The organism is Dyella kyungheensis (assembly GCF_049913195.1).
In the GTDB taxonomy this organism is placed as follows: domain Bacteria; phylum Pseudomonadota; class Gammaproteobacteria; order Xanthomonadales; family Rhodanobacteraceae; genus Dyella; species Dyella kyungheensis.
In genome coordinates this window covers 731,736-757,515 of record NZ_CP183983.1, presented here as the reverse complement: position 1 = coordinate 757,515, position 25,780 = coordinate 731,736, and the positions used below count along the sequence as shown (strand labels likewise).

The 25,780-nt window shown below is 65.3% G+C and carries 23 protein-coding genes and 1 riboswitch; of the genes, 11 read left to right on the top strand and 12 right to left on the bottom strand.

The genetic code is table 11. The features are described 5' to 3' along the window. Positions 1 to 87: 87 nt before the first annotated feature. The 3 genes from ACN9MB_RS03150 to ppa all read left to right on the top strand — a co-directional run bounded on the left by ACN9MB_RS03150 (position 88) and on the right by ppa (position 3,758). Positions 88 to 2,196 carry a prolyl oligopeptidase family serine peptidase gene (locus tag ACN9MB_RS03150; RefSeq protein WP_426270757.1) on the top strand — a complete coding sequence of 703 codons (2,109 nt, stop codon included), beginning with the start codon at positions 88 to 90 and terminating at the stop codon, positions 2,194 to 2,196. A 58-nt stretch (positions 2,197 to 2,254) separates the two neighbouring features. Further along, positions 2,255 to 3,091 carry a 2OG-Fe(II) oxygenase gene (locus tag ACN9MB_RS03145; RefSeq protein ID WP_204636663.1) on the top strand — a complete coding sequence of 279 codons (837 nt, stop codon included), beginning with the start codon at positions 2,255 to 2,257 and terminating at the stop codon, positions 3,089 to 3,091. Between the two features lie 127 nt (positions 3,092 to 3,218). Further along, on the top strand, positions 3,219 to 3,758 hold the full coding sequence (gene ppa / locus ACN9MB_RS03140) for an inorganic diphosphatase (RefSeq protein ID WP_204636664.1): 540 nt from the start codon (positions 3,219 to 3,221) through the stop codon (positions 3,756 to 3,758). Positions 3,759 to 3,817: 59 nt separating this feature from the next. Here ppa and ACN9MB_RS03135 read toward each other — a convergent pair whose 3' ends face one another. From ACN9MB_RS03135 to ACN9MB_RS03120, 4 genes are all read right to left on the bottom strand, one after another. After that, the gene (locus ACN9MB_RS03135; protein WP_426270756.1) at positions 3,818 to 3,997 is read right to left on the bottom strand and encodes a hypothetical protein; all 180 of its coding nucleotides are present in this window, start codon (positions 3,995 to 3,997) and stop codon (positions 3,818 to 3,820) included. Positions 3,998 to 4,059: 62 nt separating this feature from the next. Then, entirely contained in the window at positions 4,060 to 4,653 is a 594-nt protein-coding gene (locus tag ACN9MB_RS03130) for a ferritin-like domain-containing protein (RefSeq protein WP_204636666.1), read from the bottom strand. Between the two features lie 242 nt (positions 4,654 to 4,895). Next, positions 4,896 to 6,773 carry a phosphomethylpyrimidine synthase ThiC gene (gene thiC, locus ACN9MB_RS03125; protein ID WP_426270755.1) on the bottom strand — a complete coding sequence of 626 codons (1,878 nt, stop codon included), beginning with the start codon at positions 6,771 to 6,773 and terminating at the stop codon, positions 4,896 to 4,898. Between the two features lie 139 nt (positions 6,774 to 6,912). Next, positions 6,913 to 7,008: riboswitch (TPP riboswitch) on the bottom strand. A gap of 69 nt (positions 7,009 to 7,077) precedes the next feature. Then, entirely contained in the window at positions 7,078 to 7,728 is a 651-nt protein-coding gene (locus ACN9MB_RS03120) for a TetR/AcrR family transcriptional regulator (protein WP_204636668.1), read from the bottom strand. A gap of 98 nt (positions 7,729 to 7,826) precedes the next feature. Here ACN9MB_RS03120 and ACN9MB_RS03115 point away from each other — a divergent pair, with 98 nt between their 5' ends. The 3 genes from ACN9MB_RS03115 (at position 7,827) to ACN9MB_RS03105 (ending at position 10,367) form a co-directional block, all read left to right on the top strand. Further along, complete coding sequence (locus tag ACN9MB_RS03115; protein ID WP_204636669.1) at positions 7,827 to 8,162, top strand: hypothetical protein; 336 nt, start codon at positions 7,827 to 7,829, stop codon at positions 8,160 to 8,162. Between the two features lie 180 nt (positions 8,163 to 8,342). Further along, positions 8,343 to 9,002, top strand: coding sequence for a protein-L-isoaspartate O-methyltransferase family protein (locus ACN9MB_RS03110; RefSeq protein ID WP_426270753.1), 660 nt, complete (start codon positions 8,343 to 8,345; stop codon positions 9,000 to 9,002). A gap of 27 nt (positions 9,003 to 9,029) precedes the next feature. Then, complete coding sequence (locus ACN9MB_RS03105; RefSeq protein ID WP_204636671.1) at positions 9,030 to 10,367, top strand: TolC family outer membrane protein; 1,338 nt, start codon at positions 9,030 to 9,032, stop codon at positions 10,365 to 10,367. 82 nt (positions 10,368 to 10,449) lie between these two features. Here ACN9MB_RS03105 and waaA read toward each other — a convergent pair whose 3' ends face one another. Then, positions 10,450 to 11,715: a lipid IV(A) 3-deoxy-D-manno-octulosonic acid transferase gene (gene waaA / locus ACN9MB_RS03100; RefSeq protein ID WP_204636672.1), complete on the bottom strand. Its 1,266-nt coding sequence runs from the start codon at positions 11,713 to 11,715 to the stop codon at positions 10,450 to 10,452. A gap of 103 nt (positions 11,716 to 11,818) precedes the next feature. On the opposite strand from waaA, the gene lpxL reads away from it, so the two are divergent. Further along, positions 11,819 to 12,745, top strand: a complete 927-nt coding sequence (lpxL, locus tag ACN9MB_RS03095) for an LpxL/LpxP family Kdo(2)-lipid IV(A) lauroyl/palmitoleoyl acyltransferase (RefSeq protein ID WP_426270752.1) — start codon at positions 11,819 to 11,821, stop codon at positions 12,743 to 12,745. A 94-nt stretch (positions 12,746 to 12,839) separates the two neighbouring features. Next, positions 12,840 to 13,754, top strand: a complete 915-nt coding sequence (locus ACN9MB_RS03090; RefSeq protein ID WP_426270750.1) for a VirK/YbjX family protein — start codon at positions 12,840 to 12,842, stop codon at positions 13,752 to 13,754. An 11-nt stretch (positions 13,755 to 13,765) separates the two neighbouring features. On the opposite strand, the gene ACN9MB_RS03085 is transcribed toward ACN9MB_RS03090, so the two are convergent. The 6 genes from ACN9MB_RS03085 to ACN9MB_RS03060 all read right to left on the bottom strand — a co-directional run bounded on the left by ACN9MB_RS03085 (position 13,766) and on the right by ACN9MB_RS03060 (position 19,121). Continuing rightward, entirely contained in the window at positions 13,766 to 14,545 is a 780-nt protein-coding gene (locus ACN9MB_RS03085) for a glycosyltransferase family 2 protein (protein ID WP_426270749.1), read from the bottom strand. Further along, on the bottom strand, positions 14,542 to 15,810 hold the full coding sequence (locus ACN9MB_RS03080) for an O-antigen ligase family protein (RefSeq protein ID WP_426270748.1): 1,269 nt from the start codon (positions 15,808 to 15,810) through the stop codon (positions 14,542 to 14,544). The genes ACN9MB_RS03085 and ACN9MB_RS03080 overlap by 4 nt, the downstream gene beginning before the upstream one ends. A gap of 465 nt (positions 15,811 to 16,275) precedes the next feature. Continuing rightward, positions 16,276 to 17,403 (bottom strand): glycosyltransferase, encoded by a 1,128-nt coding sequence (locus ACN9MB_RS03075; RefSeq protein ID WP_204636677.1) that lies wholly within the window; start codon positions 17,401 to 17,403, stop codon positions 16,276 to 16,278. A gap of 97 nt (positions 17,404 to 17,500) precedes the next feature. Further along, a complete protein-coding gene (locus ACN9MB_RS03070; RefSeq protein WP_426270747.1) occupies positions 17,501 to 17,722 on the bottom strand; it encodes a zinc-finger domain-containing protein in 222 nt (73 codons plus the stop codon). 159 nt (positions 17,723 to 17,881) lie between these two features. Continuing rightward, on the bottom strand, positions 17,882 to 18,475 hold the full coding sequence (locus ACN9MB_RS03065; protein ID WP_204636678.1) for a YceI family protein: 594 nt from the start codon (positions 18,473 to 18,475) through the stop codon (positions 17,882 to 17,884). A 52-nt stretch (positions 18,476 to 18,527) separates the two neighbouring features. After that, positions 18,528 to 19,121, bottom strand: coding sequence for a malonic semialdehyde reductase (locus ACN9MB_RS03060; protein WP_426270746.1), 594 nt, complete (start codon positions 19,119 to 19,121; stop codon positions 18,528 to 18,530). A 134-nt stretch (positions 19,122 to 19,255) separates the two neighbouring features. Here ACN9MB_RS03060 and ACN9MB_RS03055 point away from each other — a divergent pair, with 134 nt between their 5' ends. Next, positions 19,256 to 20,236: a mitochondrial fission ELM1 family protein gene (locus ACN9MB_RS03055; RefSeq protein WP_426270745.1), complete on the top strand. Its 981-nt coding sequence runs from the start codon at positions 19,256 to 19,258 to the stop codon at positions 20,234 to 20,236. A gap of 6 nt (positions 20,237 to 20,242) precedes the next feature. On the opposite strand, the gene glnE is transcribed toward ACN9MB_RS03055, so the two are convergent. After that, complete coding sequence (gene glnE / locus ACN9MB_RS03050; RefSeq protein WP_426270744.1) at positions 20,243 to 23,095, bottom strand: bifunctional [glutamate--ammonia ligase]-adenylyl-L-tyrosine phosphorylase/[glutamate--ammonia-ligase] adenylyltransferase; 2,853 nt, start codon at positions 23,093 to 23,095, stop codon at positions 20,243 to 20,245. A gap of 272 nt (positions 23,096 to 23,367) precedes the next feature. Between glnE and ACN9MB_RS03045 the strand changes: the two genes are divergently transcribed. After that, positions 23,368 to 25,224 carry an LTA synthase family protein gene (locus ACN9MB_RS03045; RefSeq protein WP_204636682.1) on the top strand — a complete coding sequence of 619 codons (1,857 nt, stop codon included), beginning with the start codon at positions 23,368 to 23,370 and terminating at the stop codon, positions 25,222 to 25,224. A 244-nt stretch (positions 25,225 to 25,468) separates the two neighbouring features. Next, positions 25,469 to 25,747, top strand: coding sequence for a hypothetical protein (locus tag ACN9MB_RS03040; RefSeq protein ID WP_426270743.1), 279 nt, complete (start codon positions 25,469 to 25,471; stop codon positions 25,745 to 25,747). The last annotated feature ends 33 nt before the right edge of the window (positions 25,748 to 25,780 follow it).

Here is a 25,780-nt window from a genome sequence, read left to right as displayed (position 1 = left end):
GTCCATCGCTCGACACTCCATTCGAGACACGCGCAAACACCCTCTCCTCAGATCAACAGAGGGTTTCGTTCTACAAGGAAGGTACCCATGACAACCAAGACATCACTCTGGCTGACACTCGCACTGGGCCTCACACTAAGCGGCATGACGCACGCAGCCAACACCATCACCCCCACCGCCAAGGATCCCAACCTCTGGCTGGAAACCATCGACGGTCCCAAGCAGCTTGACTGGGTCAAGCAGCAGAACGCCGAAACGGTGAAGACCTACGCCGACAACGCCGAGTTCAAGCAACTCGATGCGCGACTGCTGGAAGTGCTCGACTCCAACGCGCGCATCCCGATGGTCAGCAAGATCGGCGACCACTTCTACAACTTCTGGCGCGACAAGGAACACCCCAAGGGCCTGTGGCGCCGCACCACGCTGGATGAGTACCGCAAGGACACGCCCACGTGGGAAACGGTGATCGACCTTGATGCGCTGTCCGCATCGGAAAAGGAAAACTGGGTCTGGCACGGCGCCGATTGCCTGAAGCCGGCGTACCAGCGCTGCCTGGTGGCGCTGTCGCGCGGTGGCGCCGATGCCAGCGTGATGCGCGAATTCGACCTCACCAGCAAGCAGTTCGTGAAAGACGGCTTCGATTTGCCGGAAGCCAAGAGCGTGATGAACTGGAAGGACACCGACCACGTCTACGTCGCCACCGACTTCGGCCCCGGCTCGATGACCAAGTCGAGCTATCCGCGCATCGTCAAGGAATGGAAGCGCGGCACGCCGCTGACAAGCGCGACCGTCGTGTATGAAGCCAAGGACGACGACATGTCGGTCTCCGCGGTGCGCGACAACACGCCGGGTTTCGAGCGCGATTTCGTGTTCCTGCAGATCGCCTTCTACGACAGCCAGACCTTTGTACGTGGCAAGGACGGCAAGCTGACCAAGATCGATGTGCCCGACGACGCCAACGTCGATGCGCATCGCGAATGGCTGCTGATCGAACCCCGCAGCGACTGGAGCGTGGGTGGCAAGACCTATAAATCGGGCTCGCTGCTCGCCGCGAAGTTCGACGATTACATGGCGGGCAAGCGCGAGATCACCGTGCTGTTCACGCCGTCCGACACCACCGCGCTGGATGCGTATTCGTGGACGCGCCACCACCTGATCCTCAACGTGATGGACAACGTGGTGAACCGGCTCGAGGTGCTCACGCCCGGACCGGGCGAGTGGACACGCGCCCCGCTGGGTGGCGCGCCTGCGCTCTCCACCATCGCCGCCGGCGGCGTGGATGACGACAGCAGCGACGCCTACTTCCTCACCGTCACCGGCTTCCTGCAGCCCACCACGTTGTACTACGGCGTGTTGAACCAGGGCGAAGGGCAAGCGATCAAGCACAGCCCCAGCTTCTTCGACGCTTCGAAGTTCGACGTGAGCCAGCACTTCGCCACCTCCAAGGACGGCACCCGCGTGCCCTACTTCGAGATCGCGCCGAAGAACCTCAAGGCCGACGGCAGCAACCCCACCCTGCAATACGGCTACGGCGGCTTCGAGGTCTCCCTGCAGCCCGCCTACAGCGGCAGCGTGGGACGCGCATGGCTGGAGAAGGGCGGCGTCTATGTGATCGCGAACATCCGTGGCGGCGGCGAATACGGACCGCGCTGGCACAAGGCCGCGCTCAAGGCGGATCGCCTGCGTGCCTACGAGGACTTCGCAGCGGTATCGCAGGACCTGATCGCCCGCAAGGTCACGTCACCCCAGCACCTGGGCGCGATGGGCGGCAGCAACGGCGGCCTGTTGATGGGCAACATGCTCACGCTGTATCCGCAGTTCTATGGCGCCATCGTCAGCCAGGTGGCCTTGCTCGACATGCAGCGCTACACCCATCTGTCGGCCGGCGCGTCGTGGATGGCCGAATACGGCGATCCGGACAAGCCGCAGGAATGGGCCTGGATCAAGACGTTTTCGCCGTACTACAACGCCAGGGCGGGCCAGAAATATCCGCCCGTGCTGTTCACCACCTCGACGCGCGACGACCGCGTGGGTCCGGTGCACGCCCGCAAGATGACCGCCAAGCTCGAGTCGCTCGGTTACCACACCAGCTTCTACGAGAACATCGAAGGTGGCCACGGCGCGGCGGCGGACAACAAGCAGGCGGCCTTCATGAGCGCGCTGGGCTACACGTACCTGTGGGATCACGTGAAGTAAGCGGCCCGCTTGCGTAACATGGTGCGCCGGCCTGAGCCGGCGCACCTTTTTCAATCGCATGAACCAGCACACGATTCGTCCCGAACTGCGCGAATGGATTGTTTCCACCAGCCGCTCCGGCTGCAGCCTCAGCGACCTGCTGAAGATGCTGAAGGATGCCGGCTACGGCGGTGAACAGAGCCGCCAGATCGTCGCGCGCGTATTGAATCTGCCGCTTGCCACGGTCATGGCTGCTTCCAAGGCCAAGGTGGTGGGTTTGCGCACACGCCATCCCCAGGCGCCCGTGGAGACCGTCGACGGTCATCCGGTGCGCGTCGCGGTGAGCACCGACCTGCCGGTGGTGCGCGTGTTGGAGAACCTGCTCACCCTGCAGGAATGCGACGACCTGGTGGCCGAAGCGACACCGCGCCTCGCGCGCTCGCTCACCGTGGATGTCGACGGCCGCCACCAGACCGATGAGCGCCGCACCAGCCAGGGCATGTTCTTTACCATCGGCGAAACGCCGCTGGTGCAGCGCATCGAGCAGCGCATCGCGAATCTGCTCGCCATTCCGGTCAATCATGGTGAGGGCCTGCAGATCCTGCATTACCAGGCAGGCCAGGAATACGAGCCGCACTTCGACTGGTTCAATCCCGATCAACCCGGCTATTCCGCGGTCACGGCACGTGGCGGCCAGCGCATCGCCAGCGTGGTGATGTATCTCAATACACCCGAGGAAGGCGGCGGCACGGCCTTCCCGCGCATCGGCCTCACCGTCACCGCCATGCGCGGTTCGGCCGTCTATTTCGCCTACGACAGCGGCGACGAGTCCTCGCTGCACGCGGGCCTGCCCGTGCTCAAGGGCGAAAAATGGATCGCCACCAAGTGGTTACGCGAGCGCCCGTACCAGGCTTGAACCCCTCTTTCAGGCCGGTCTCAGGCTGAACTGCAACCGGGCGCAGCACCGCCTCATGCTGCGATGCACCCATCTTTTGCCGTATCCTTTCAGGTCTTTGCATTTGACTAGCCTCAAGGACACGCTCATGGGTCTGCACCTCGTACCCGCCGGCCGCAAGGTTCCGGACGAAATCAACGTCATCATCGAAATCCCCAAGGATGCCGAGCCCGTCAAGTACGAGGTGGACAAGGCAAGCGGCGCGATCTTCGTGGACCGCATCCTGTCCACGCCGATGCGCTATCCCTGCAACTACGGCTATGTGCCGGGCACGCTGGGCGGCGACGGCGATCCGCTGGACGCGCTGGTGATCCTGCCGCTGCCGCTGGTGCCGGGCTCGGTGATCCGCTGCCATCCGGTCGGCATGCTGAAGATGACCGACGAAGCCGGCAGCGACGAGAAGCTGGTGGTGGTGCCGGTCGACAAGATCTTCGCCGGCTACGCGCACATCAAGGACATCAAGGCGGTGTCCGGCCACTGGCTGGAGCGCATCGGCCACTTCTTCGAGCACTACAAGGATCTGGAGAAGGGCAAGTGGGTGAAGATCGAAGGATGGGTCGGCGCCGACGAGGCCAAGGCCGAGATCGACGCCGGCATCAAGCGCTACCAGGCTGACCAGAAGGCCTGATCGCTGTTCGCAAGAGCCAAGACGCCGCCCTCCGACGCGGCGTTTTTTTTGCGCGGCTCTCAGCCGTGCGACGCGCCAAGGTCGACGATCTGCGTGGACTGTCCGGTCATCCCGGCAGCATCGGCGCCATGCACCCACCAGCCCATCACGGCGCTGGCCAGCAACACGCCCAAGGCGAGCGTGGCGAGCACGGCACTGAGAATCACATGTCCCTGGCGGGCGTTGTCCGTTGTCGGCATGGCGCGTCTCCTGGTGGCGATATGGGTTTCCAACGCGCAAGCGCCGCCGCGGGATGACGTGATCAATGCTTGGTGGCGCGCCCGCGCTCCGGCCGGGCCTTGGCGGGCTCGCCTTTCTTGCCCAGGTTGTCCAGCAGCGTCGCAAGATCCTCCGCGTGCTCTTCTTCCATCGCGAGGATTTCTTCCATCATCCGGCGCGTGGTGGAGTCGGACGCGCCGATGAAGTTGATGATCTCGCGATAGCTGTCGATGGCGATGCGCTCGGCGACGAGGTCTTCCTTGATCATGTCGACCAGATCGTCGCCTTCCACGTAGTCGGCATGACTGCGCGAGGCCAGGCCTTCGGGCGAGAAATTCGGCGTGCCATCGAGCTGGGTGATGCGCTCGGCGATGCGGTCGGCGTGAACCTGTTCCTCGGTGGCGTGCTCGAGGAACTCGGCGGCCACGCTCTTGGCGTGGATGCCCTTGGCCATGTAGTAGTGATACTTGTAGCGCAGCACGCAGACGATCTCGGTGGCGAGCGCTTCATTGAGCAGCTTGATCACCGTCTCGCGATCCGCGCTGTAACCGGCGGTGATCGCGCCCTTGTCGATGTGTTCGCGCGCGCGCTTGCGGATATTTTCGATATCGGTGACGAAAGGCTTGGACGATGCCATTGGCTGCGCTCCCTAGGGCTGGCTGGGCAATGCCTTGCACCGTAGGTCTGCGTGCGCGAAACGCTGGTGAAAAAAGCGCTGCGAGTCGATATCGATCCAGCGCACGAAACCACTGTGGGAGCGCACTTGTGCGCGACCGCGGCGGATCAGCGTTCCGCTCCGTCGGTTTGTCGCGCACAAGTGCGCTCCCACAAGGGGATCGCAAGCGTCCCGTTGGCGGATGCCACCGGGACGCTTAGGCATCAAGCCTTGTGATAAACCTCGGAACCCTGCTGGCGGAACTCGGCCGACTTCTCCGCCATGCCTTCCTGCAGCGCGGATTCTTCCCCGGTGCCGTGCTCGGCGGCGTAATCGCGCACGTCCTGGGTGATCTTCATCGAGCAGAATTTCGGACCGCACATCGAGCAGAAGTGGGCGCTCTTGTGCGCGTCCTTCGGCATCGTCTCGTCGTGGAATTCCTTGGCCTTTTCCGGATCGAGGCCGAGGTTGAACTGATCTTCCCAACGGAACTCGAAGCGCGCCTTCGACAGCGCGTTGTCGCGCACCTGCGCACCGGGATGGCCCTTGGCAAGATCCGCTGCATGGGCGGCAATCTTGTACGCGATGATGCCGTCGCGCACATCCTGCTTGTTCGGCAGGCCGAGGTGTTCCTTCGGCGTGACATAGCAGAGCATGGCGGTGCCGAACCAGCCGATCATCGCCGCGCCGATCGCGCTGGTGATGTGGTCGTAGCCGGGCGCGATATCGGTGGTCAGTGGCCCCAGCGTGTAGAACGGCGCCTCGTGGCACTTCTCCAGCTGACGCTCCATGTTCTCCTTGATGAGCTGCATGGGCACGTGGCCGGGGCCTTCGATCATCACCTGCACGTGGTGCTTCCAGGCGATCTGGGTCAGCTCGCCGAGCGTATCGAGCTCACCGAACTGCGCGGCGTCGTTGGCGTCGGCAATGCAGCCCGGACGCAGGCCGTCGCCGAGACTGAAGGACACGTCGTACGCCTTCATGATCTCGCAGATGTCTTCGAAGTGCGTGTAGAGGAAGTTTTCCTTGTGATGCGCGAGGCACCACTTGGCCATGATCGAACCGCCGCGCGAGACGATGCCGGTGACGCGTTTGGCGGTCAGCGGCACGAAGCGCAACAGCACGCCGGCATGGATGGTGAAGTAGTCGACGCCCTGCTCCGCCTGCTCGATCAGCGTGTCGCGGAAGATTTCCCAGGTGAGGTCCTCGGCCACGCCGTTGACCTTCTCCAGCGCCTGGTAGATCGGCACCGTGCCGATCGGCACCGGCGAATTGCGGATGATCCACTCGCGCGTTTCATGGATGTGCTTGCCGGTCGACAGGTCCATCACCGTGTCGCCGCCCCAGCGGATCGACCACACCAGCTTCTCCACTTCTTCGGCGATGCCGGAAGACACGGCGGAATTGCCGATGTTCGCGTTGATCTTGGTGAGGAAGTTGCGGCCGATGATCATCGGCTCCGCTTCCGGGTGGTTGATGTTGGCCGGGATGATGGCGCGGCCGCGGGCCACTTCGTCGCGCACGAATTCCGGCGTGATCAGCTTGGGCAGCGCGGCACCGAACGACTCGCCCGGATGCTGGGTGCGCAGCGCGCTGCCCTGCAGCGCTTCGATGCGCTGGTTTTCGCGGATCGCGATGTATTCCATTTCAGGCGTCACGATGCCCTGGCGCGCGTAGTGCATCTGGGTGACGTTGGCGCCGGCCTTGGCGCGATGCGGCGCGCGCGTGGCAGTGAAGCGAAAGGCGTCGAGCTTGGGGTCGGCGGCGCGCTGGCGGCCAAAGGCGGAGCTGAGGCCGGTCAACTGCTCGGTATCGCCGCGCTCGGCGATCCAGCCCGCGCGCAACGCCGGCAGGCCGGTGGCCAGGTCCACCTTGTAGTCGGGGTCGGTGTACGGGCCCGAGGTGTCGTAGACGGTAATCGGCGGATTCTCTTCGCCACCGAACAGCGTCGGCGTCTGCGCCTGGCAGATTTCGCGCAGCGGCACCTGGATGTCCGGGCGGCTGCCCTGCACATGGATCTTGCGCGAGCCCGGGATGGGGCGCGTCACGGCTTCGGAGAGTTCCTGCGCGGCGCGCGCGAGATCGTTGGGGAGGGCATTCATCGGCTTCTGTCCGTCCGGGGTTACAGCGGTCCCCGAGGGGACTGGGCTTTTGTGAGAAGTCCGCACATGAGGGTGCGCGGGTCTTTGCGAAAACAATCGCATATCAACAAAAGCGGACGGCGCCGGACGCAATGCCCTTACGGCATGCGGCGAAGCTCCCTACAGCGGTACTAGCCGCATCAGGTTCGAAGGGACTCTCTCAGCCGACTTGTTGCCGGCACCCCCGCCTCAAGCCGCTATTTGAGCACGAAGCGCGGGAGGCCGCGAGTGCGACGGCCTCCGGGAAGCCCGGAACGGGCGTCAATCAGCGCGGGAGGTAGGCGCGCAGGAACATGTCCACGCCGTCGCGGGCGGTCTGCTCCAGCTCCGCGGCGTAGGACTGGGCGCACTCTTCGCAGCCGAACATGCGGCGCAAGAGCATCTCGCCCTTGATCAGCGAGATGAACTGGCCAGCGGCGCGGGAGACGTTGGCGATGTCCAGCTTGTGGTCGTCAACCGCCTGTTGTAGCAGGCGTTTCATCAGGCCATTGGTGCGATCGGGACCTTCTTCCCAGAGCAGCTTGCCGTAGCGGGGATTGCCCTGGCGGCAGTCGCTGAGGATGGCGCGGAAGGTGCCCACGTTCTGCACGTCGCAGTCGAGCCGCACATGGTGGAGGGCAATGCGCTCCAGGATGCCGCGGATGTCCTCGGCCGGATCGTAGTGGTAGGTGTCTTCGGGGATCAGGTCCTGGATGCGCGCGCGAATGACCTCGCGGAACAGGTTGTCCTTGTCGCCGAAATGGCTGTAGACGGTGAGCTTGGATACGCCAGCCTCTGCCGCCACCGCATCCATGCTGGTTCCGGCAAAGGCATTGCGGATGAACAGGCCTTTGGCGGCCTCCAGGATCGCCGCGCGCTTTTCCATATCCTTGGGACGGCCGGGCCCCTGAGGCTTGGTCTGCGGGATCGTGCTCATGGCTATACCTTCACAAATGGCTTCACAAATGGATAACGCCCGTTTAGTATACGCGGCGGTTTAGTTATTTTCCATGGCCAAGATACACGGCTTCCCCTATGACCACCACTATCGCAGAACTTTCGCTCAGCCCGGCGTATCGACTCGCCCAGCGGGCGCTCGCCTCCTGGCTCGAGCAGGGCCGCGCAGGCGCCCGCCGGGCGGCGTTCGTCGCCCGCGCTGCCCTATCGGGCCTGGACGCGACGGAACGTAGCCGCATCGCCCGTTGGCTGGCCTGGCTGGAGGTGGCCGCGCAGAGCCGCGGTAGCATGTCGCCGGAGCTGCTTGTCCAGCGCCTTGACGCCACCTTGCATCAGGCCATGCAAGATGCACTCACGCGACTTCCCGGTCAGCCGGTGGTTGCACGCACGGGGAACCATAGGCGCAGTGCCTGAGCATTTTGCAGCGAAGTGTCCGCGGACACCGCGCTGCGCATGACTTCCGTCAACCAAGCGCGATGACTTCCGGCACTTCGTGCCGTTGGTACGAACCCGCAGGCTTTGCACATTGTCGGAAGAAGGCTAAGCGCTTATCCTTTTTAGCCTTTTTCCCGATTCGCATTAGGACCAAGCAAGATGGCGATGAACTTCGAACAGGCGCGACTGAACATGGTGGAAAACCAGGTGCGCCCCTGGGAGGTGCTGGATGCCCGCGTGCTCGACGTGCTGGGCAGCGTGCGCCGCGAGGACTTCGTTGCCCCGGAGCATCGCAAGCTGGCGTTTGCCGACCTGTGCCTGCCACTGGGCCATGGCGAAGTGATGATGAAGCCGGTGGTCGAGGGCCGCGTGCTGCAGGCACTGGAACTCACCCCGACCGACCAGGTGCTGGAAATCGGCACGGGTTCGGGTTTCCTCACCGCCTGCCTGGCCAAGCTGTCGGCACACGTCACCAGCCTGGACATCCACGCTGATTTCGTCGCCACCGCGGGCGAGCGACTGGCTGGCGCGGGCATCGACAACGTGACGCTGGAAGTCGGCGAAGCGGTGAATGGCTGGCAGCCGAAGGGCTTGTTCGACGCACTGGTTGTCACCGGCGCGGTGTACCAGGTTCCGCAGCGCCTGCTGGGCTGGCTCAAGCCCGGCGGCCGCCTGCTGGTGGTGCGCGGCGAATCGCCGGTGCAGCACGTGCTCCTGCTCACCCACGAGGGCAATGGCCGCTATCGCGAAGAGTCGCTGTTCGAAACCGACCTGCCGTATCTGAAGCACGCCGAGCCGCCGCGCCGCTTCGTTTTCTGACCTATTTCCCCATACATGAGGCAACCCATGCGCTTGAAGCTTCTGACCCTTGCCCTGGCCCTGTCGGCGTTCCCGCTGGCCGGTCACAGCGAGGACTTGCTGGATGCATACCGAGAAGCCCGCGCCAACGACCCGGTGCTGTCGCAGGCGGAAGCCACCCGCCTGGCCACCGGTGAAGGCGTCGCCCAGGCGCGTGCGTTGATGCTGCCTCAGATCAATGGCAGCTATGGCCTGCAACAGCAGTCGACGGGCAGCAATATCGCCAATACCACGGTCAACAATCCGGATCTCGGCCATACGCGCACGCGCTCGTTGTCGGCCACGTTGAACCAGACCGTGCTGGATCTGAGCCAGTGGGCCAATCTGGCCGCTGCACGCTCGGCCGCCCGTTCGCAGGATGCGACCTATGACGCCGCCGCGCAGAACCTCTACGTGCGCGTCACCACGGCGTATTTCGGCGTGCTGACCAGCCAGGACGCGCTGATATTCGCCAAGGCCAGCGAGGACTCCTTCAAGCAGGCCTACGATCAGGCGGACCAGCGCTTCAAGGTGGGCCTGTCCGCCGTGACCGACGTGTACCAGGCCAAGTCCGAGTACGAACTGGCCAAGGCACAGACCGTCGCCGCGCAGAACACGCTCAACGACGCCAAGGAAGCCCTCACGCAGATCACCGGCAAGCCGGTGGGCGATCTGAAGAAGCTGCGCGAAGACCTGCCGCTGACGCCGCCCAACCCGGCCGACCCGGATGCCTGGGTACAGGCCGCGCTGCAGTCCAACGCCAGCATCCACGCCAGCCAGTACAACGTGCAGGCCGCCGAGCACGACATCGACGCCGCCCGCGCCGGCCACCTGCCGACGATCAACGCCTCGGTCACCCGCGGCAAGAGCACGAGCTGGTTCGAACAGGCCAGTGCAGCGCAAATTCGCGGCAACGGCCAGTACGGCACCACGGTGGGCTTGTCGGTCAACGTGCCGATCTTCTCCGGTGGCGCCACGCAGTCCCGCGTGCGCCAGTCGATCTATCAGCGCGATGAAGCCCAGGATTCGCTGGAATCGACGCGCCGCCAGGTGGTTCGCGACACGCTGAACTTCTACCGCTCGGTCGCCGCCGGCATCAGCCAGGTGGAAGCGAACAAGGCCTCGGTAGATTCCGGCCAGAAGGCGCTCGAAGCGACCCGAGCCGGCTTCGACGTGGGTACGCAGACCATGTTGAACGTGCTCAACGCGATTCAGACGCTGACCCAGGCCGAGAGCAGCTACTCGCAATCGCGCCACCAGCTGGTGCTCGATCAGCTGCAGCTGAAGCAGTCGGCGGGCTCGATCGACGTGAAGGACGTTGAAATGGTCAACTCGATGCTGCAGTAACACGCATCGCATACGCCAGAAACGACAAGGCCGGGCATGTCCCGGCCTTGTTGCATTCGGCGCCCCTGTAGCGTTTGGACGGCTATTCCTGCAGCAGGTCGTCGATCATGCCCATCACGCGCTTCACCGCGCCGCGTTCGCTGTCGAACACGATGCGCGCCGCATCGCCCATGCGCCGGCGCTGCGGCAGATCGCGCAACAACTGGAGCACGATGGGGCCGAGCTCCTCAGCACTGTGCACGCGCGAGGCGCCGCCTTCGCGGATCAGGGTGAGCGTGATTTCCTCGAAGTTGAAGGTGTGCGGCCCCACCAGCACGGGCGTGGAGAGCGCCGCCGGTTCCAGCACGTTGTGGCCGCCGATCGGCACCAGGCTGCCGCCCACGAAGGCAAGATCGGAGGCCGCATAGAACGGCATCAACTCGCCCATCGCATCGATCACGAACACCTGATGAGCCGCCGACGGCACCCGGTCGGCACTGCGCGAGCCCACCGTGAAACCCAGGCTTCGCGCTGAATTTTCCACCAGCTTGAAGCGTTCGGGGTGGCGCGGCGCGATCAGCAGCAAGGCATCGGGCCAGCGCGTGAGCACTTCGAGGTGGGCCTCGAGCACGGGCAATTCCTCGCCCTCGTGCGTGCTGCCGGCGATCCACACGGGACGCAGGCGCCCCCATTGCTGGCGCAGCTCTTCACCCTTGCGTTCGGCATCGTAGGGCACCGGCATGTCGAACTTCATGTTGCCGGCGACCACGATCTTGTCGGGATCGGCGCCCAGCGCGCGGTAGCGCGATGCATCGGTCAGCGATTGGGCGGCGATCTGGTAGACGCAGCGCATCGCCTGCGCCACCAGGTTGCCCAGCGGCTTGTAGCCGCGCAACGAGCGCTCGGAAAGGCGGGCGTTGACGATCATCAGCGGAATGCTGCGGCGCCGGCAGGCACGGTAGAGATTCGGCCAGATCTCGGTTTCCACGATGATGGCCAGGCGGGGGCGTACCCGCTTGAGGAAGCGCGACACCGAGAACGGCAGATCGTACGGCAGGTAGACGTGGAAGACGCTGTCGCCGAACAGCTGGCGCACCCGCTCCGAACCCGTCGGCGTCACCGTGGTCACGACCAGCGGGGCGTTCGGATAGTCGGCCTGCAAGGCCTTGATCAGCGGCTCGGCGGCATTGACCTCGCCCACCGATACGGCGTGCACCCAAAGACTGCCGGTGACGCCCGAGGCTTCGAAGAAACCGAACCGCTCGCGCCAGCGCTTGTGGTAATCGCCATAGCGCACGCCACGCGCCATCAGCCGCAGCACGATCAGCGGCGTCACCAGGTACATGGCCAGGGTGTAGAGATAGCGCAACGGGAAACCCTAGGGATTCGGCGCGCCAGTATATCGGCTCGGACACGCAGGCCCCTGCTCTTGCGGCTCGCCTCGTTTTGGCCAGTTCCCTACAATGCGAACGATGCCCGGCATGCCCCGTCCCACCTTCTCCCGCTCCCTGCTCGCTCCCACGCACTGGCCCGCCTGGCTGGGTGCCGGGGTGATCTGGCTGGTCGCCCACCTGCCGCGCAAAGGCCTGATGGCGTTCGGGCGCGGACTGGGCTGGCTGATCCAGCGCGTGCCGTCGCCGCGTCGGCATGTGGCCGAAGTGAATATCGCGCTGTGCTTTCCCGAGCTGTCCAAGCAGGAGCAGGCCAAGCTGGTCGATGCGCACCTGCGCGACATCGGCCTGATGATGGCGGAGTTCGCCCTCGGCTGGATGGGCAGCGAACGCGCCATCGCGAACGTGCCCGTCAGCATCGAAGGTCTCGAGCATCTGGAAGCGGCACGCGCGCAGGGCAAGGGCGTGCTGCTGGTGGGCGGCCACTTCTCGCACCTGGAGTTGTGCGCGCGGCTGGTCTCCCAGCGCATCCGCATTTCCGGCATGTATCGACGCATGGATTCGGCGGTGTTCGAATTCGCCGTGTTGCGCGCGCGCCTGGATTACGCCGAGGCGATGTTCGAGAAGGACGATATCCGCGGCACGGTCAAACACCTGCGCAACGGCGGCACGCTCTGGTATGCGCCCGACCAGGACATGCGCAGCAAGGACAATGTGTTCGTGCCGTTCTTCGGCGTGCCGGCGGCCACCATCACGGCAACGCATCATCTTGCGAGGATGTCCGGAGCACTGGTGATTCCCTTCTACCATCGCCGCCTTCCTGGCGATGCGGGCTATGCGCTGAAGCTCGGCGCGCCGCTCGATTCATTTCCCAGCAAGGATGTGCTGGACGATACGGCCCGCGTCAATGTGTCCATCGAAGACATGGTGCGCGCTGCGCCGGAGCAGTATCTGTGGGTGCACAAGCGTTTTAAGACACGTCCTACAGGCAGCGCGCCGGTCTACTGATAGCTTGCATAAAGCCGTCGCATTGCCTGACAGATAGATGACAGTCTGGGCAGGTAAAACAGCGCTCGCATCCTCCCCCACTTATCCGCCCACAATGACATTCCGGCTGTTTCTGCGCTCGCTGCGCCAACGCCGCGACTGGCGTGGCTCGTCCTCAAAGCGTCTCGCCGCCGCACTGAAGTACATCGCCCGTAGCATCCGCATGGCGCGACGACAGTCCGCGTGGCTGAGCGAGCTGTACGGTTCGCCGCGACTGGTGTCGATCCTGGCGCAGGATCCGCGCTTGCATGAGCGTTGGCATCATCACTACATCAATCGGCGCGTGGGCCGCGCCGAGCGCATGGCCATCGTGAGCGCGCACTACCGCTTCGTGTTCCAGCATTTGCCGGCGGCGATGGTCGATGCGATTTATCTGGACGGCCGCCATGTGCTGGGCGCACTGCCCTTGAAGGACGGCAGCGAACTGCAGCTGGAACTGCGCCGGCCGACGGGTCGCAGCCGCGAAGGCGAACTGGCGCTATGCCTTGCCAACACGCACGGCCAGGTGTTGTCGTCCACCATCTTCAGCATTGCCGACGAAGGACGCACCCTGCTGATCGGCTGCCTGCAGGGCGCCGCGCCCGAGTTGGGACGCGAAGCCGTGCGCGAACTGACCAAGCAGTGCTACGGCCTGCGACCGAAGAACCTGCTGCATTCGCTGCTGCTCGCCTTCGGCTCGTTCACGGGCGCCACGCGCATCCGCGGCGTCAGCAATCTGGCGCATCCGTTTGCCGGCGAGGCCGACAAGATCAAGGCCGACTACGACAGCTTCTGGGAAGAATGCCAGGGCGTGCTGCAGCCGGACGGTTTCTTCGCGCTGCCGGTCCACGAGCCCGAGCGCAGCGAATCGCAGGTCGAGAGCAAGCATCGTTCCGCCTTCCGCCGACGCGAGCTGCTGCGGCGCGAAGCTTGCGCTCGTCTGCTGGCGATGTTGCGCGAACACGCGCTGCCGCTGTCGCAGGCCGCCTGATGACCGGGCGACTAGTGCCGCTCCGCGCGTGACTCGCGTGCCGCCCGTTCGCGCGCTTCGTGCAACTTGGCGTATTTGAGAAACGCGTAGAACGCACCGGTCACGCTGGCGATGAAACCGGCCCAGCCGTTGAGAAAGTAGCGCTTGCCGATGTACTGGCGCAGAAAGAACACCGGCGGATAGAGCACCATGCGCAGGCCGGTAAAGCGCTGCCGCGTGCGCAGCTTGTAGGCCACCATGCCGGTGGTATAGCGATTGATCTTCTCGACGCGCGTGGCAATGTCGCCGTCGCCATCGTTGACGAAATCCGCACGCCATAGCGTTTTCACCGGGCCGCGCACTTCCACGGCCGAGTGGACCTCGACATCGTTCATGCCGCCGCGACGGCGGTCGAACAGGCGCAGATGGCCGTTGCGCCAGCTCCAACGGTGCTGCACCGTCCAGAACATGCGTTCGCGGCGCGGCAGGCGAAAGCCGGCGTGCGCCGGCTGCTCCAGCGCCCGCTCGATTTCTTCGCGGGTGCCGGGCGAGAGGATTTCGTCGGCGTCGAGGTTGAGGATCCAGTCGTGGCTGGCCATGTCGTAGGCGCGCTGCTTCTGCGGACCGTAGTCGTCGAAGGGGTGCACCGCGATGCGCGCGCCATGCCTGCGCGCGATCTCCACGGTATCGTCGGTGGAACCCGAATCGAGCACCACGATTTCCTCGGCCCAGTCGACCTGGTTGAGGCAGGCATCGAGCGTGTCCGCGTTGTTGAAGGTGATCACTACGACCGACAGCGGCTCGCGCGTCATGCGGCTTCTCCCTGCGAGGGATACGCGTAGAGCGCTGCACACCACAGGCCCAGCAACCAGGCGAACAGCAAACCCCACCAGGCCGAATAGAAGGCCAGATGCGTGTTGAGGGGAAACAGCATCACGCCCAGCGCAAGCGTTGCCGGGAAAGCGCGCTCGCGCGCGCCAGCGCCCACGCGACGCCAGGCCGCCAGCGCCAGCACGATGGCGGCCAGCCAGCACAGCAAGCCCAACAGGCCGGTTTCGGTCAGCACTTCCAGCACCCACTGATGGGCGTGGCAAGCGCCCTCGCCCACGCCGCAGGCCTCGTCCGACACCACGAAGTGATCGTTGGGCGGAGCAAAACGCGGATAGGCGTAGCGGTAGGCGCGCACGCCGACGCCATTGACCGGATGGGCTTCGAACATCGCCACGCTGGTACGCCAGATATCCAGCCGTCCGGTCAGGGCGGTATCCAGCGACTGTTGCGGACCGCTCAATGCATGCAGCGTGCGGTCCATGCGCAGCTGAAAACGCTCGGAGGTTTTCCAGGCAAGGCCACCCGCCAGCAATAGCGCCACGCCCAGCCCGCCCGCCACGGCGGCGAAACGCAGCGGCGACCGGGCGATGCGCCAGGCGAAGGCGAGCGCCACCAGCGCATAGCAAAGCCACGACGCGCGCGAGCCGGACATCAGCACCGGGCCCAACAGGAACACGAACGCCAGCAGCACCCCCTTGGTGCCCCAGCGACGTTGCGCCGCCCACAACGCGAACGGCGACAGCACGGCAAGACTGGGCCCCAGCTTCGGATTGGTCGCGCCGAAGATGCCCGTGATGCGCTCCGGCTCGGCGTGCCCCGCCAGGCTCCAGCCGGTGAGGATCTGGGCCCACGCATCCAGCGCCCAGAACGCCAGCACCACTGCCATAGCCAGGTACAACGCCTGCAGCTTGTCCTCCCTGCGGATGGCAAAGCAGGCATAGAGACCCAAAGGCACGTAGCGCAGCAGCGACGCTACCGTGCCCCAGCTCTTGCCGGGGGCCATCGAGTCGACCGAGGAGATCAGCGCCGCGCCCGTATAAGCCGCCAGCAGCCAAAGCAGCAGGCGAGCGCCCGGGTGCTCGCGCAGCGCTGAGGGATGACGCATGAACAGCAGCACGGTGCCGATCAGGCACAGCAACGTTCCCAGCTCGGCGCTGCGTCCGAACGGCAACAGCCCGATCACCAGCCAGAACGGCAGCAGTGGGGAACGCAGGGCGGCCTTAAGGGATGCAGCGATAGGGCTCATGCGTCGATCAGCAAGGAGGATGCGCGCATTGTAGTGAGCCGCCGCGATGGGCGGGGTGCTTGAGGTCTGCGCAAAAGCTCGCCCAAGAACCCATTCCCCGTCGCCGTCATTCCGGCGCAGGCCGGAATCCAGTGGCGATCATGTGCGGTTCTCGCGACAAGTAACACCGCTCTTGGCGTCTGCGCGAAAACTTGGCACAGGGTCTCCTGGATTCCGGCCTGCGCCGGAATGACGGTGAGGGAGTCTGGATACCGATGCGAGACTTCGAACCCGCCGGCGTCAGGCGGTGATCAGCTCATCGTACAAGGCCAGGGTGGCCTGTTGCATGTCGCGGTTCTCGCGACAAGTAACACCGCTCTTGGCGTCTGCGCGAAAACTTGGCACAGGGTCTCCTGGATTCCGGCCTGCGCCGGAATGACGGTGAGGGAGTCTGGATACCGATGCGAGACTTCGAACCCGCCGGCGTCAGGCGGTGATCAGCTCGTCGTACAAGGCCAGGGTGGCCTGCTGCATGTCGGTGAGGCGATAGTTCTGCAGCATGGGAATGGGCGGCGCCACGCGCAGCAGCTCGGCCGCACGTTCCACCAGACGCTCCCGATCGGCTGGCGGCACGCGGCCGGCAGGATAGAGCTCGGCCAACAGTTCGCCCACGCCGCCGTGGGCATAACCCAGCACCGGGCGGCACAGCGACAGCGCCTCGATCACCGTGCGGCCGAACGATTCGGGCTTGTTCGACAACTGCAGCACCAGCGAGGAGATGGCGTAGATGTCGCGCACATCGGAGCGCGGCGGCGTCATCACCACCTGCTGCTCCAGCCCGCGCGTGCGGACCAGATGGCGCAGCTCTTCCAGGTAGGCTTCGCGACCGGGTTCGATCACGCCCAGCAGCAGCAGGCGAACGTCGATGCCGCGACGCTTCAGTTCGGCCACCAGTTCGATGGCGTCGTGATGGCCCTTCAGGCGCGTGCCGCGCCCGGGCAGGGTCAGCAGCGGGGCGCCGGCCAGGGCCGGGAACTCGGCGAAGAATGCCTTCTGCCAGTTGTCGTCCGGGCGATGGCCGTAGGGAAACGCATCCGGGTCGATGCCGCGCGGAATCACCCTCACGCGCCCCGGTTCCAGCCACGAGTAATGGCTGAGCATGAAATCGCGCAGCGTCTGCGAGACCGCAATCACGCGCTCGCCGCGCAGCAGGATGGCGCTGTAGCGGCCGGGCGAATTGAGCCCGTGCACGGTGGTCACGAAATGCGGGGCCGGCTTCATGCCCTTGATGGCCCACCAGCCCAGCCAGGCCGGCAGGCGCGAACGGGCATGCACGATGTCGGGCTTCAGCTCGCGAAGCAGCTTGCGCAGCGCACCCACCTTCATGAAGGTGCCGAGCGACTTGCGGCCGATATCCAGCGTGATGTGGCGGCTACCTTCGGCTTCCAGCTGGGACACCATGCGGCCACCGGCCGAAATCACCACGGACTGGTGGCCGGCTTGAACCAAGGCACGGGCAATCTCCAGCGCAGACCGCTCCGCCCCGCCCGATTGCAGGGCGGGGATCAGCTGAACCACGGTCAGAGACCGCGCTGGTGTGGCGACTGCTGACATGATTTGTTCGAAAGGTGCCTTCATTCCTAGAGGCAAGCAGCAATCGTGCCGAAACCAGCGCGCAAGATAGTTTCAGCTGTAACTTTCGAGGCTCGAATCAGTCACGGAGCACGTAATGCGCGCCGCAATAAGGACATGTGGACTCGCCACCGTCCTCGACGATCGGCAAATAGACCTTCGGATGGGAGTTCCACAGCGCCATGCCGGGCATCGGACAGGACAGCGGAAGGTCCGAGCGCGTCACTTCGTAACGATTTTCGGCATTCGCGGGGATCAGCGGGGCAGCCGCAGGGGAACGCGACATGAGGTCAAACTCCATCAGTACACCGGACCGCAGATGGTAGCAGGCCGACCCGATATCGCGATGCCGCTGGCGCGAAACCCGGGCTTCGAGAACACCGTCGTGGGCCGACGCCGACAGCCAAAGAAAAAGGCCCGCACCGTGAGGCGCGGGCCCTCCTCATGCCCAGCGTTGGGCTTACTTCGCGCCGTCGGCCTTCGGTACCGAGGCCTCGGTGGTGATGCGCACCTTGATCTCGTCGCTCACGTTCGGCACGTAAGCGCCCATGCCGAAGTCGGAACGCTTCAGCGTGGCGGTGGCGTCGAAGCCCACCGTCGGCGTCTTGGTCATCGGATGGTCGCCGCTCTTGTTGAGCGTGGCATCCAGCGTCACCGGCTTGGTCACGCCGTGCACGGTGAGGTCACCCGTGACCTTGTACTTGTTGCCGCCAGCAGCCTGCACCTTGGTGCTCTTGAAGGTGACGGTCGGGTACTTGTCGGCGTCGAAGAAGTCCGGCTTCTTCAGGTGCTCGTCGAGCGCGCTCACGTGCGTGTCGAGGTCGGCCAGCGGCAGGGTGACGTTGACGGACGACTTGGAGGCGTCCTTCTCGTCGAACACCAGGGTGCCTTCGCCCAGGCCGAGGTTGGCGGTGGGGTTGGAGAAGCCGAAGTGGTTCCAGCTGAACAGGACCATGGTGTGACCGGGGTCCAGCTTGTACGTCACCGGGGCGGCCTGGGCGGTCACGGCAGCGCTGACGAGGCCGGCAAGAAGGAGGTAACGAAGTGCACGCATGGGTTGAATCTCCATTGGGTTGGGGGTGGTCGGACCGAAGCCGATGAAGGCCTCAGGCGATCCGGCAAGCTTCTTCGAACGAGAGGCGCGGGCTGCGCGGGAACAGGTCGCGGCTGGCGTCGCCATAGCCGAGGTTGACCAGGAAGTTGGATTTCACCGTGGTGCCCGCGAAGAACGCGTTGTCCACGCCGGCATTGTCGAAGCCGGACATCGGACCGCAATCCAGACCCACGGTACGGGCGGCCAGCATCAGGTAGGCGCCCTGCAGCGAGCTGTTGCGGAAGGCGGTGGTGTCGATCAGCGGCTGATTGCCGACGAACCAGCTGCGTGCATCGGCGTGCGGAAACAGTTGCGGCAGCTTGTCGTAGAACGCGTGGTCGGTGCCCACGATGGCGGTGACCGGCGCGGCGAGCGTCTTGGCGCGGTTGTTGTCCGAGAGGAACGGCGCCAGCGTTTCCTTGGCTTCCTTGGACTTCACGAACACCACGCGCATCGGCGAGGAGTTGGCGCTGGTCGGGCCGAACTTGGCGAGCTCATACATCGCATGAAGCTGCTCATCGGTCACTTCTTTCGGCAGCCACGCGTTGTACGTACGTGCCGTGCGAAACAATTGGTCGAGGGCGGCCTCGGAAAGCATCTCGCTCATGGGTATCCTGTGGGCATGGCGCGCCAACAGCGGCGCAACGACCTCAAGTGTAAGGGTGGTCGCAGTCAAACAGGACCCAGGCTAATGGAACGAACTGTACCGTCCGGGGAAACAATGCGGCGGGCATCGCACCTATGTTGAAGCCGCGCGGCGACTGCTGGGTGATCACCGACGGCGCCCCCGGCAACCAGCGCCAGGCCCTGGCGCTGGCCGAATTGCTGGGCATGCCGGTGCGCCACCTGCAGCTCGAACCCCGGGCGCCCTGGTCCTGGCTGGCCCCTCGTTTCACGCTGGGCGCGCGGCTGGCCCTGGACCTCACCCAACGCCGGCAGTTCGCCGCACCCTGGCCCGCCGTGGCCATCGGCTGCGGCCGATCTGCCGCGCTCTACACGCGCCTGCTTCGCCGGTTGAGCCGAGGCGCGTGCTACACGGTGCAGATTCTCGACCCACGGGTGAATCCTGCCCACTGGGACACCGTGATCGCGCCACAGCACGACCTGCTGACCGGCCGCAACGTGATCCGCCCGCTGGGCTCGCTCAACCCCGTCGACGAGGCGTGGCTGCAGGATGGCCGTGAGGCCGACCCCGCCTTCGCCGCCCTGCCGCGCCCGCGCGTGGGCGTGCTGCTGGGTGGTCCGCGCAAGGGCGTCACCTTCAACGAAAATTACATCGACCAGTTGATCAGCGGCCTGCACGCAAAGCGCCGCCAGGAAGGCGGCAGCCTGCTGGTGATGGCTTCGCGACGCACGCCACCGGCCCTGGTGGAGCGCATGCGGCAAGGCCTGGGCGACGTACCCGGACTGGTGTGGGCCGGCCACGACGATGGCGGCAATCCCTATCCCGGCGTGCTGGGCTGGGCGGATCGACTGGTGGTCACACCCGATTCGGTCAACATGCTGTCCGAAGCCTGCGCCGTGGGTTGCCCCGTGCATTCCTTCGTGGTGGGTTCGCTGCCCGACAAGCTCGCACGTTTTCACGCTGCGCTTCGTGCGGCCGGATTGCTGCATCCGCTGGACGCCAGCGATACGCCGCCGGTGCCGCCGTTGCGCGTCACGGACACCATCGCCGCCACCTTGCGCGACCTGATCGTACTGCGGCAGAACGAAACGCACTGACCCGCGTCAGAACAGCAAGCCCAGCTCCGCCGTCACGTCCTGTACCTGCCCACTGAGGCGATCAAGTTCGCCATCGCGCGGCGCAATGCGCGAGCGCAGGTCGAGCGTGCAGGCGAGCGCGCGATGCAACAACTCGGCGTGCGCTTCGGCGAATACGCCGGCCTGCCTGCCATCGAGCAGACCGGCGTTGCGGCAGGCTTCGATCAAGCCGGCGTTGGCGGTGATGTTGAGCAGCGCGGGACGTTCGGCCGCATGCGCCAGCACCAGGCCCTGCAACGCGAATTCGATGTCCAGCAAACCGCCGCGACCCTGCTTGAGATCGAACAGCTGCGCATCGGAGCGGTCGCGTTCCGCCCGCCAGCGCTGGCGCATGCTGCTGACCTCCTGCAAGACCGAGGCGCGCTCGCGCGGCACCGCCAGCACCTCGCGGCGCACCGCCGCGAGATCCGCATGGAGCGCCGCATCGCCAGCGATCGGACGGGCGCGCAGCAGGGCCTGATGTTCCCAGGTCCAGGCGCGGCTCTTCTGGTAGGCCTCGAATGCATCGAGGCTGCTTACCAGCAGGCCCTTCGAACCGTCGGGCCGCAGACGCGTATCCACTTCGTACAGGCGTCCGGCGCGCGTGAGCACGGTGAGCCAGTTCATCACGCGCTGGGCCAGGCGCTGATACCAGCGCGAACCTTCCAGCGGGCGCGCGCCATCGCTCATCGCATGCGCGCGCTTGCCGTCGTAGACGAACACCAGATCGAGATCGGAGGCGAAACCCAATTCCTCGCCGCCGAGACTGCCGTAACCCAATACGGCGAAGCCGGTACCGGCACCCGGCAGGCGGCCGTGCTGCGCCGCGAGTTCGCGTTCGGCCAGCGCCATCACCGCCAGCACGATGGATTCGGCCAGCACCGCCAGGCGACGCGCCGTGGCCACGGCATCGGCGCGTCCGTCGCTGAAAGCCAGGCCCAGGCGAAACGCCACGCTCGCCTTGAATTCGTTGAGGCGTTCCAGTTCGGCTTCCGCCTCGCGTTCATCCAGTGTGGCCAGCACGCGGGTGATTTCCGCGCTGATGTCCGCACGCTTGAGCGGCAATTGATCGATGCGCGGATCGAGCACGTCGTCGAGCAGCAGCGGCTGCGCAATCACGCGTTCGGCAAGGAACGCGCTTTCGGCGAACAGCCGCGCCAGGCGCAAGCGCGCGGCGGGCTGCTCTTCCAGCAGGGCGAGATAGGACGATCGCCGCGCCACGGCCTGCACCAACCGGCACAGGCGCAGCAGACAGCCCACCGGGGCGACGCTGTTGCGTGCCACCGCGAGCAACTGCGGCATCAGGCGGTCGAGCTGTTCGCGCGAACGCTGCGACATCGCGCGTACCGAGGCAGCCTGCGAGAGTTTCTGCAGCGTTTCGGCGGCTTCGGCGCCGGGCGTGAAGCCGGAGGATTCCATCACGCCGGCATCCAGCGATTCGGCGCAGGCGCGTTGCCACAAGGCCACATCGGCCACCGGCGCCGTCGCGGTGCGGCCGCCCTGCGGCATCAACACTTCGGCGAACTCCTCGCTGACCTTGGCGCGATGGCCGGCGAGCTGTTCTTCCAGTTCTTCCCACGACCCGTGGCCGAGGCCGAGCGCGATGCGTTCGCGGCTGAGCGCATCGTCGGGAATGTCGTGCGTCTGCGCATCGCGCAGCATCTGCACGCGATTCTCCACCCGGCGCAGGAACACGTACGCTTCGCGCAATTCGCGGGCACGCGCGGCGCTGATGTGGCCACGCGCTTCGCAGGCCGTGAGCGCCGGCAACAGGCCGCGCACGCGCAAGGACGGTTCGCGGCCGCCGCGGATCAACTGCATCAGCTGCACCACGAATTCGATCTCGCGAATGCCGCCGGGGCCGAGCTTGAGATTGTCGGCGAGATCCTTGCGCGCCACTTCGGCGTCGATTAGCGATTTCATCTCGCGCAGGCCGGCGAACGCGGTGTAGTCGAGATATTTCCGATACACGAAGGGCCGCAGCAGATCCTGCAGCTGTTTGCCCTCGTGGCGGTCCCCGGCCACCGGACGCGCCTTGATCCACGCGTAGCGCTCCCAGTCGCGGCCTTCGCTCTGGTAGTACTGCTCCATCGCCGAGAACGGCAACGCCAGGCGGCCGGCGTTGCCGAACGGACGCAGGCGCAGGTCGACGCGCGCACAGATGCCGTCCACGGTCGGCTCGTTGAGCAGGCGCACCAGCTGGCGCGCGAGGCGCACGAAGTATTCGCTGTTGTCGAGCGTGCGCGCACCGTCGCTCTGCCCGCTGTGCGGATAGGCGAGCACCAGGTCGATGTCCGAGGAGAAATTCAGCTCGCTGCCGCCGAGCTTGCCGAAGCCCACCACCACCATCCGCTGCAACTCGCCATCGTGGCTGCGGCTGTGGCCGTAACGCTCGGCCAGCACCCGTTCGGACCACTTCAGCGACGACTCCAGCAACACCTCATAGAGCACGCTGGTGGCCGAGAGCGTTTCGGGCAGTTCGTCCAGCCCGTTCACATCGCGGAAGACCAGGCGCAGCGCCTCGGCGTGACGGAAGCGTCGCAATTGGGTAAGGCAGGTCGGCTCGTCGTCGGACAGCTTGACCGCCTCGATGCGTGCGCTGGCGTCGCTGCCCGAGCGCAAACGCTCAAGACCTTGCGGCGCAAGCAGCTGCGGCTGGCGAAACCAGGTATCGAAGGCGAAATCGCTGGCCAGCAGGGTGCGCCGGATGCGTTCGGAGACGCCGGCATCGTCATGCAGGGGCACGCCCTGCTGGCGGCAACGCGCGATCAGCTCGCGGTAGCGGTCGTCGATCAGCGCGCGCAGCGCCGGGGATTCGGTGGGCCTGTTGATGACGGTCATCTAAGCATTCTGCCGCAGTGTCGCGTGCGTTGTTGCGCCTGCACACGTCAAATCCTTCGCAGTATGACCGGCCCATGACCGGATACCGCACTCTTTACCGCTTGCGTGCACGCCGATGACACGCGAGGCGTTGCCATACAGGCGATCCACGCCCATTCCCCAACGATTGGTTCAGATCCAGGACATTACATTTCCGTTTCCGAGCCATGACAGCCAGCCCCCAGGGTGCCATGACCACCTCAGCGACTCCACCCGCGCGGCCCGCGCGCTCCATGCCCCTCCGGCTTGCGCTGGTGTTCGTATTGGGCATCGTATTCACGCTGCTGACCGGGATGGTCGACGGCGGCGTGGGCGTGGGTCCGATGCAGGCGCTCAGCCAGCCTCTGTTCCTGATTGCCAACGCCCTGCCCGGCTTGATGCTGGCGTCGCTGCTGCTGGTGCTGAGCCGCCGGGCGTTCCTCTCGTTCGGGCTCGCCTTTCTGCTGCAGACGGTGGTCTATGCCATCAACGCGCTGAAGGTAAGCAACCTCAACACGCCGCTGATGCCCGCCGATTTCCGCATGCTGGGCCAGCTGCGTCGCGGCGGCCTGAAATTGCTGGGCAGCTACCTGCCCGCCAGTCCGTGGCCCTATCTTGCGTTGCTGGCCGCCGTCGCGATCATCGTGGTCGCCTGGCGCATCGAACCGCCGATGTTCGCCCGGCGTACCCGCGGCAAGCGGCTGGTGACCGGCGTGGCCCTGCTGGCCTTGATCGGCACGCTGTTCGCGGGCATGCCCGGCTGGATGAAGCTCTACGGCGGCCATCACCTGTGGCTGGAACCCTGGTCCGCCACCGCCACGGCCGAACATTCGGGCCTGGTCAGTTCGCTGATGATGTTTCATCTGCACCAGGGCCACGCCCGCAAGAAGCCGGACCCGGCGGCGGCACAGCAATTGATCTCGCGCGCCGACGTGGCGCTGCGCGAATACCTGCACGGACCGGTGCGCAACAACGGCGAAGCGCCCGATATCGTGGTGGTGCAAAGCGAGTCGTTTTTCGATCCGTCGATCATGAAGGGCTACGAACACAGCGACCTCACGCCGAACCTGCACCGGCTCGCCGCACAAGGCCAAAGCGGGCCGCTGCACGTGCCGACCTATGGCGGCGGCACCATCCGCACGGAGTTCGAAGTGCTGACGGGCCTGTCGCTGCGCTATTTCGACGACATGCAGTTTCCGTATCTGCAGATGAACCACAAGGTGGTGCCGAGCATGGTGCGCGCGCTGCGCTCGCACGGTTACGAAACCATCGCGCTGCATGGCAACGATCCGGGTTTCTGGAATCGCAACACGGCGTTCCAGGCGATCGGCTTCGACCGTTTCGTCTCGCGCAAATCGTTTCCCGCGAATGCCGCGATGGACGGGCAATACATGGCCGACAGTGCGATGACCGATGAGATCATGGCGCAGCTGAAGAACGCCGGTCCGCCGCAGTTCCTGTTCGCCATCAGCATCGAGGCACACGGTCCTTACGACGTGCCGCCGGCGCATACCGCCGAGCGCGACGCGATTCCCGTACCGCAGGGCGTGACGGGCCAGAACAAGCTCGAGCTGCAGAATTACCTTTACCACATGCGTCATGCGGACCAGGAACTGGGCCGACTGGCCGGGCTGCTCGCCCATCGCGAGCGACCGACCCTGCTGCTGTTCTACGGCGATCACCTGCCTGCGCTGACCGACACCTACAACACCACCGGCTTCGTTGACGGCAAGGACATGCTCAGTCAGGCCGGCACCTGGCTGCTGGTGGACCCGCGCAACCCTGCATCGCCAAAGCACGAAGCGCTGGCCTCGTGGATGCTGCCGGGCCGACTGCTGGAGCAGGCCGGCGTGCGCGACGACGCCTACTTCGCCCTCACCCAGGTGATCGCTCCGCAACTCGCCTCGCTGACGCGTGCGCCGGGCGCGCCACCCGAAGCGCAAGACAATTCCGAGCACCAGGAAGACGATGACATGGCGAACGTTGCCTTGTTGCGCATGAAGGGCAAGCTCGATGCCCTGCTGCCCAAGGTGGAACTGCAAACCGCCGGCTTCGTGGAAGACGCGCCGCTGGTACCGAGCGGCGTCGAGCCGGTGGGCACCCATCAATAACGGGATCCTAACGCAGCGATTGGAATGGACGTCCAAACGAAATTGAGCTCGGACGCCGTTTCGCGCGTTTTTCAAGCACTGCGAAAACGATTTCGCGCATGCTTCATAACGTGGATTCATCGATCTGTCTGCGCGCTAAAGGGAGCCCGCCCGGTTCAGGTTTGGTATGGCGATGTGCCTCTAGCGTGGATTCCAGCCACGAAGCAACGCCTTCGCTGGCATCCCCACACTGGAGGTTTACCTGATGCGCAAGACCATGCTCGCCGCTCTCCTCGTCACCGCCGCTTCCGTCCTGACCGTTCCGGCGTTTGCGCAGGACGCCGCCGCGGCGACCAAGACCGAAGCCAGTGCGACCACCACGGGCGCGACGGCGAAGGACGCGGCCAAGGCTGCCGATCAGGCCGCCAGCAAGACCGGCGAAACCGCGCACAAGGCGGCCAAGCACAGCACGCACAAGGCCAAGGCCGCCGCCACGGACGCCAGCAAGACCGACGCGGCGGCGCCCGCTGCCACCCAGCAGTAACTCGCTGCGAACCACGTAAAACAAACCCCGGGA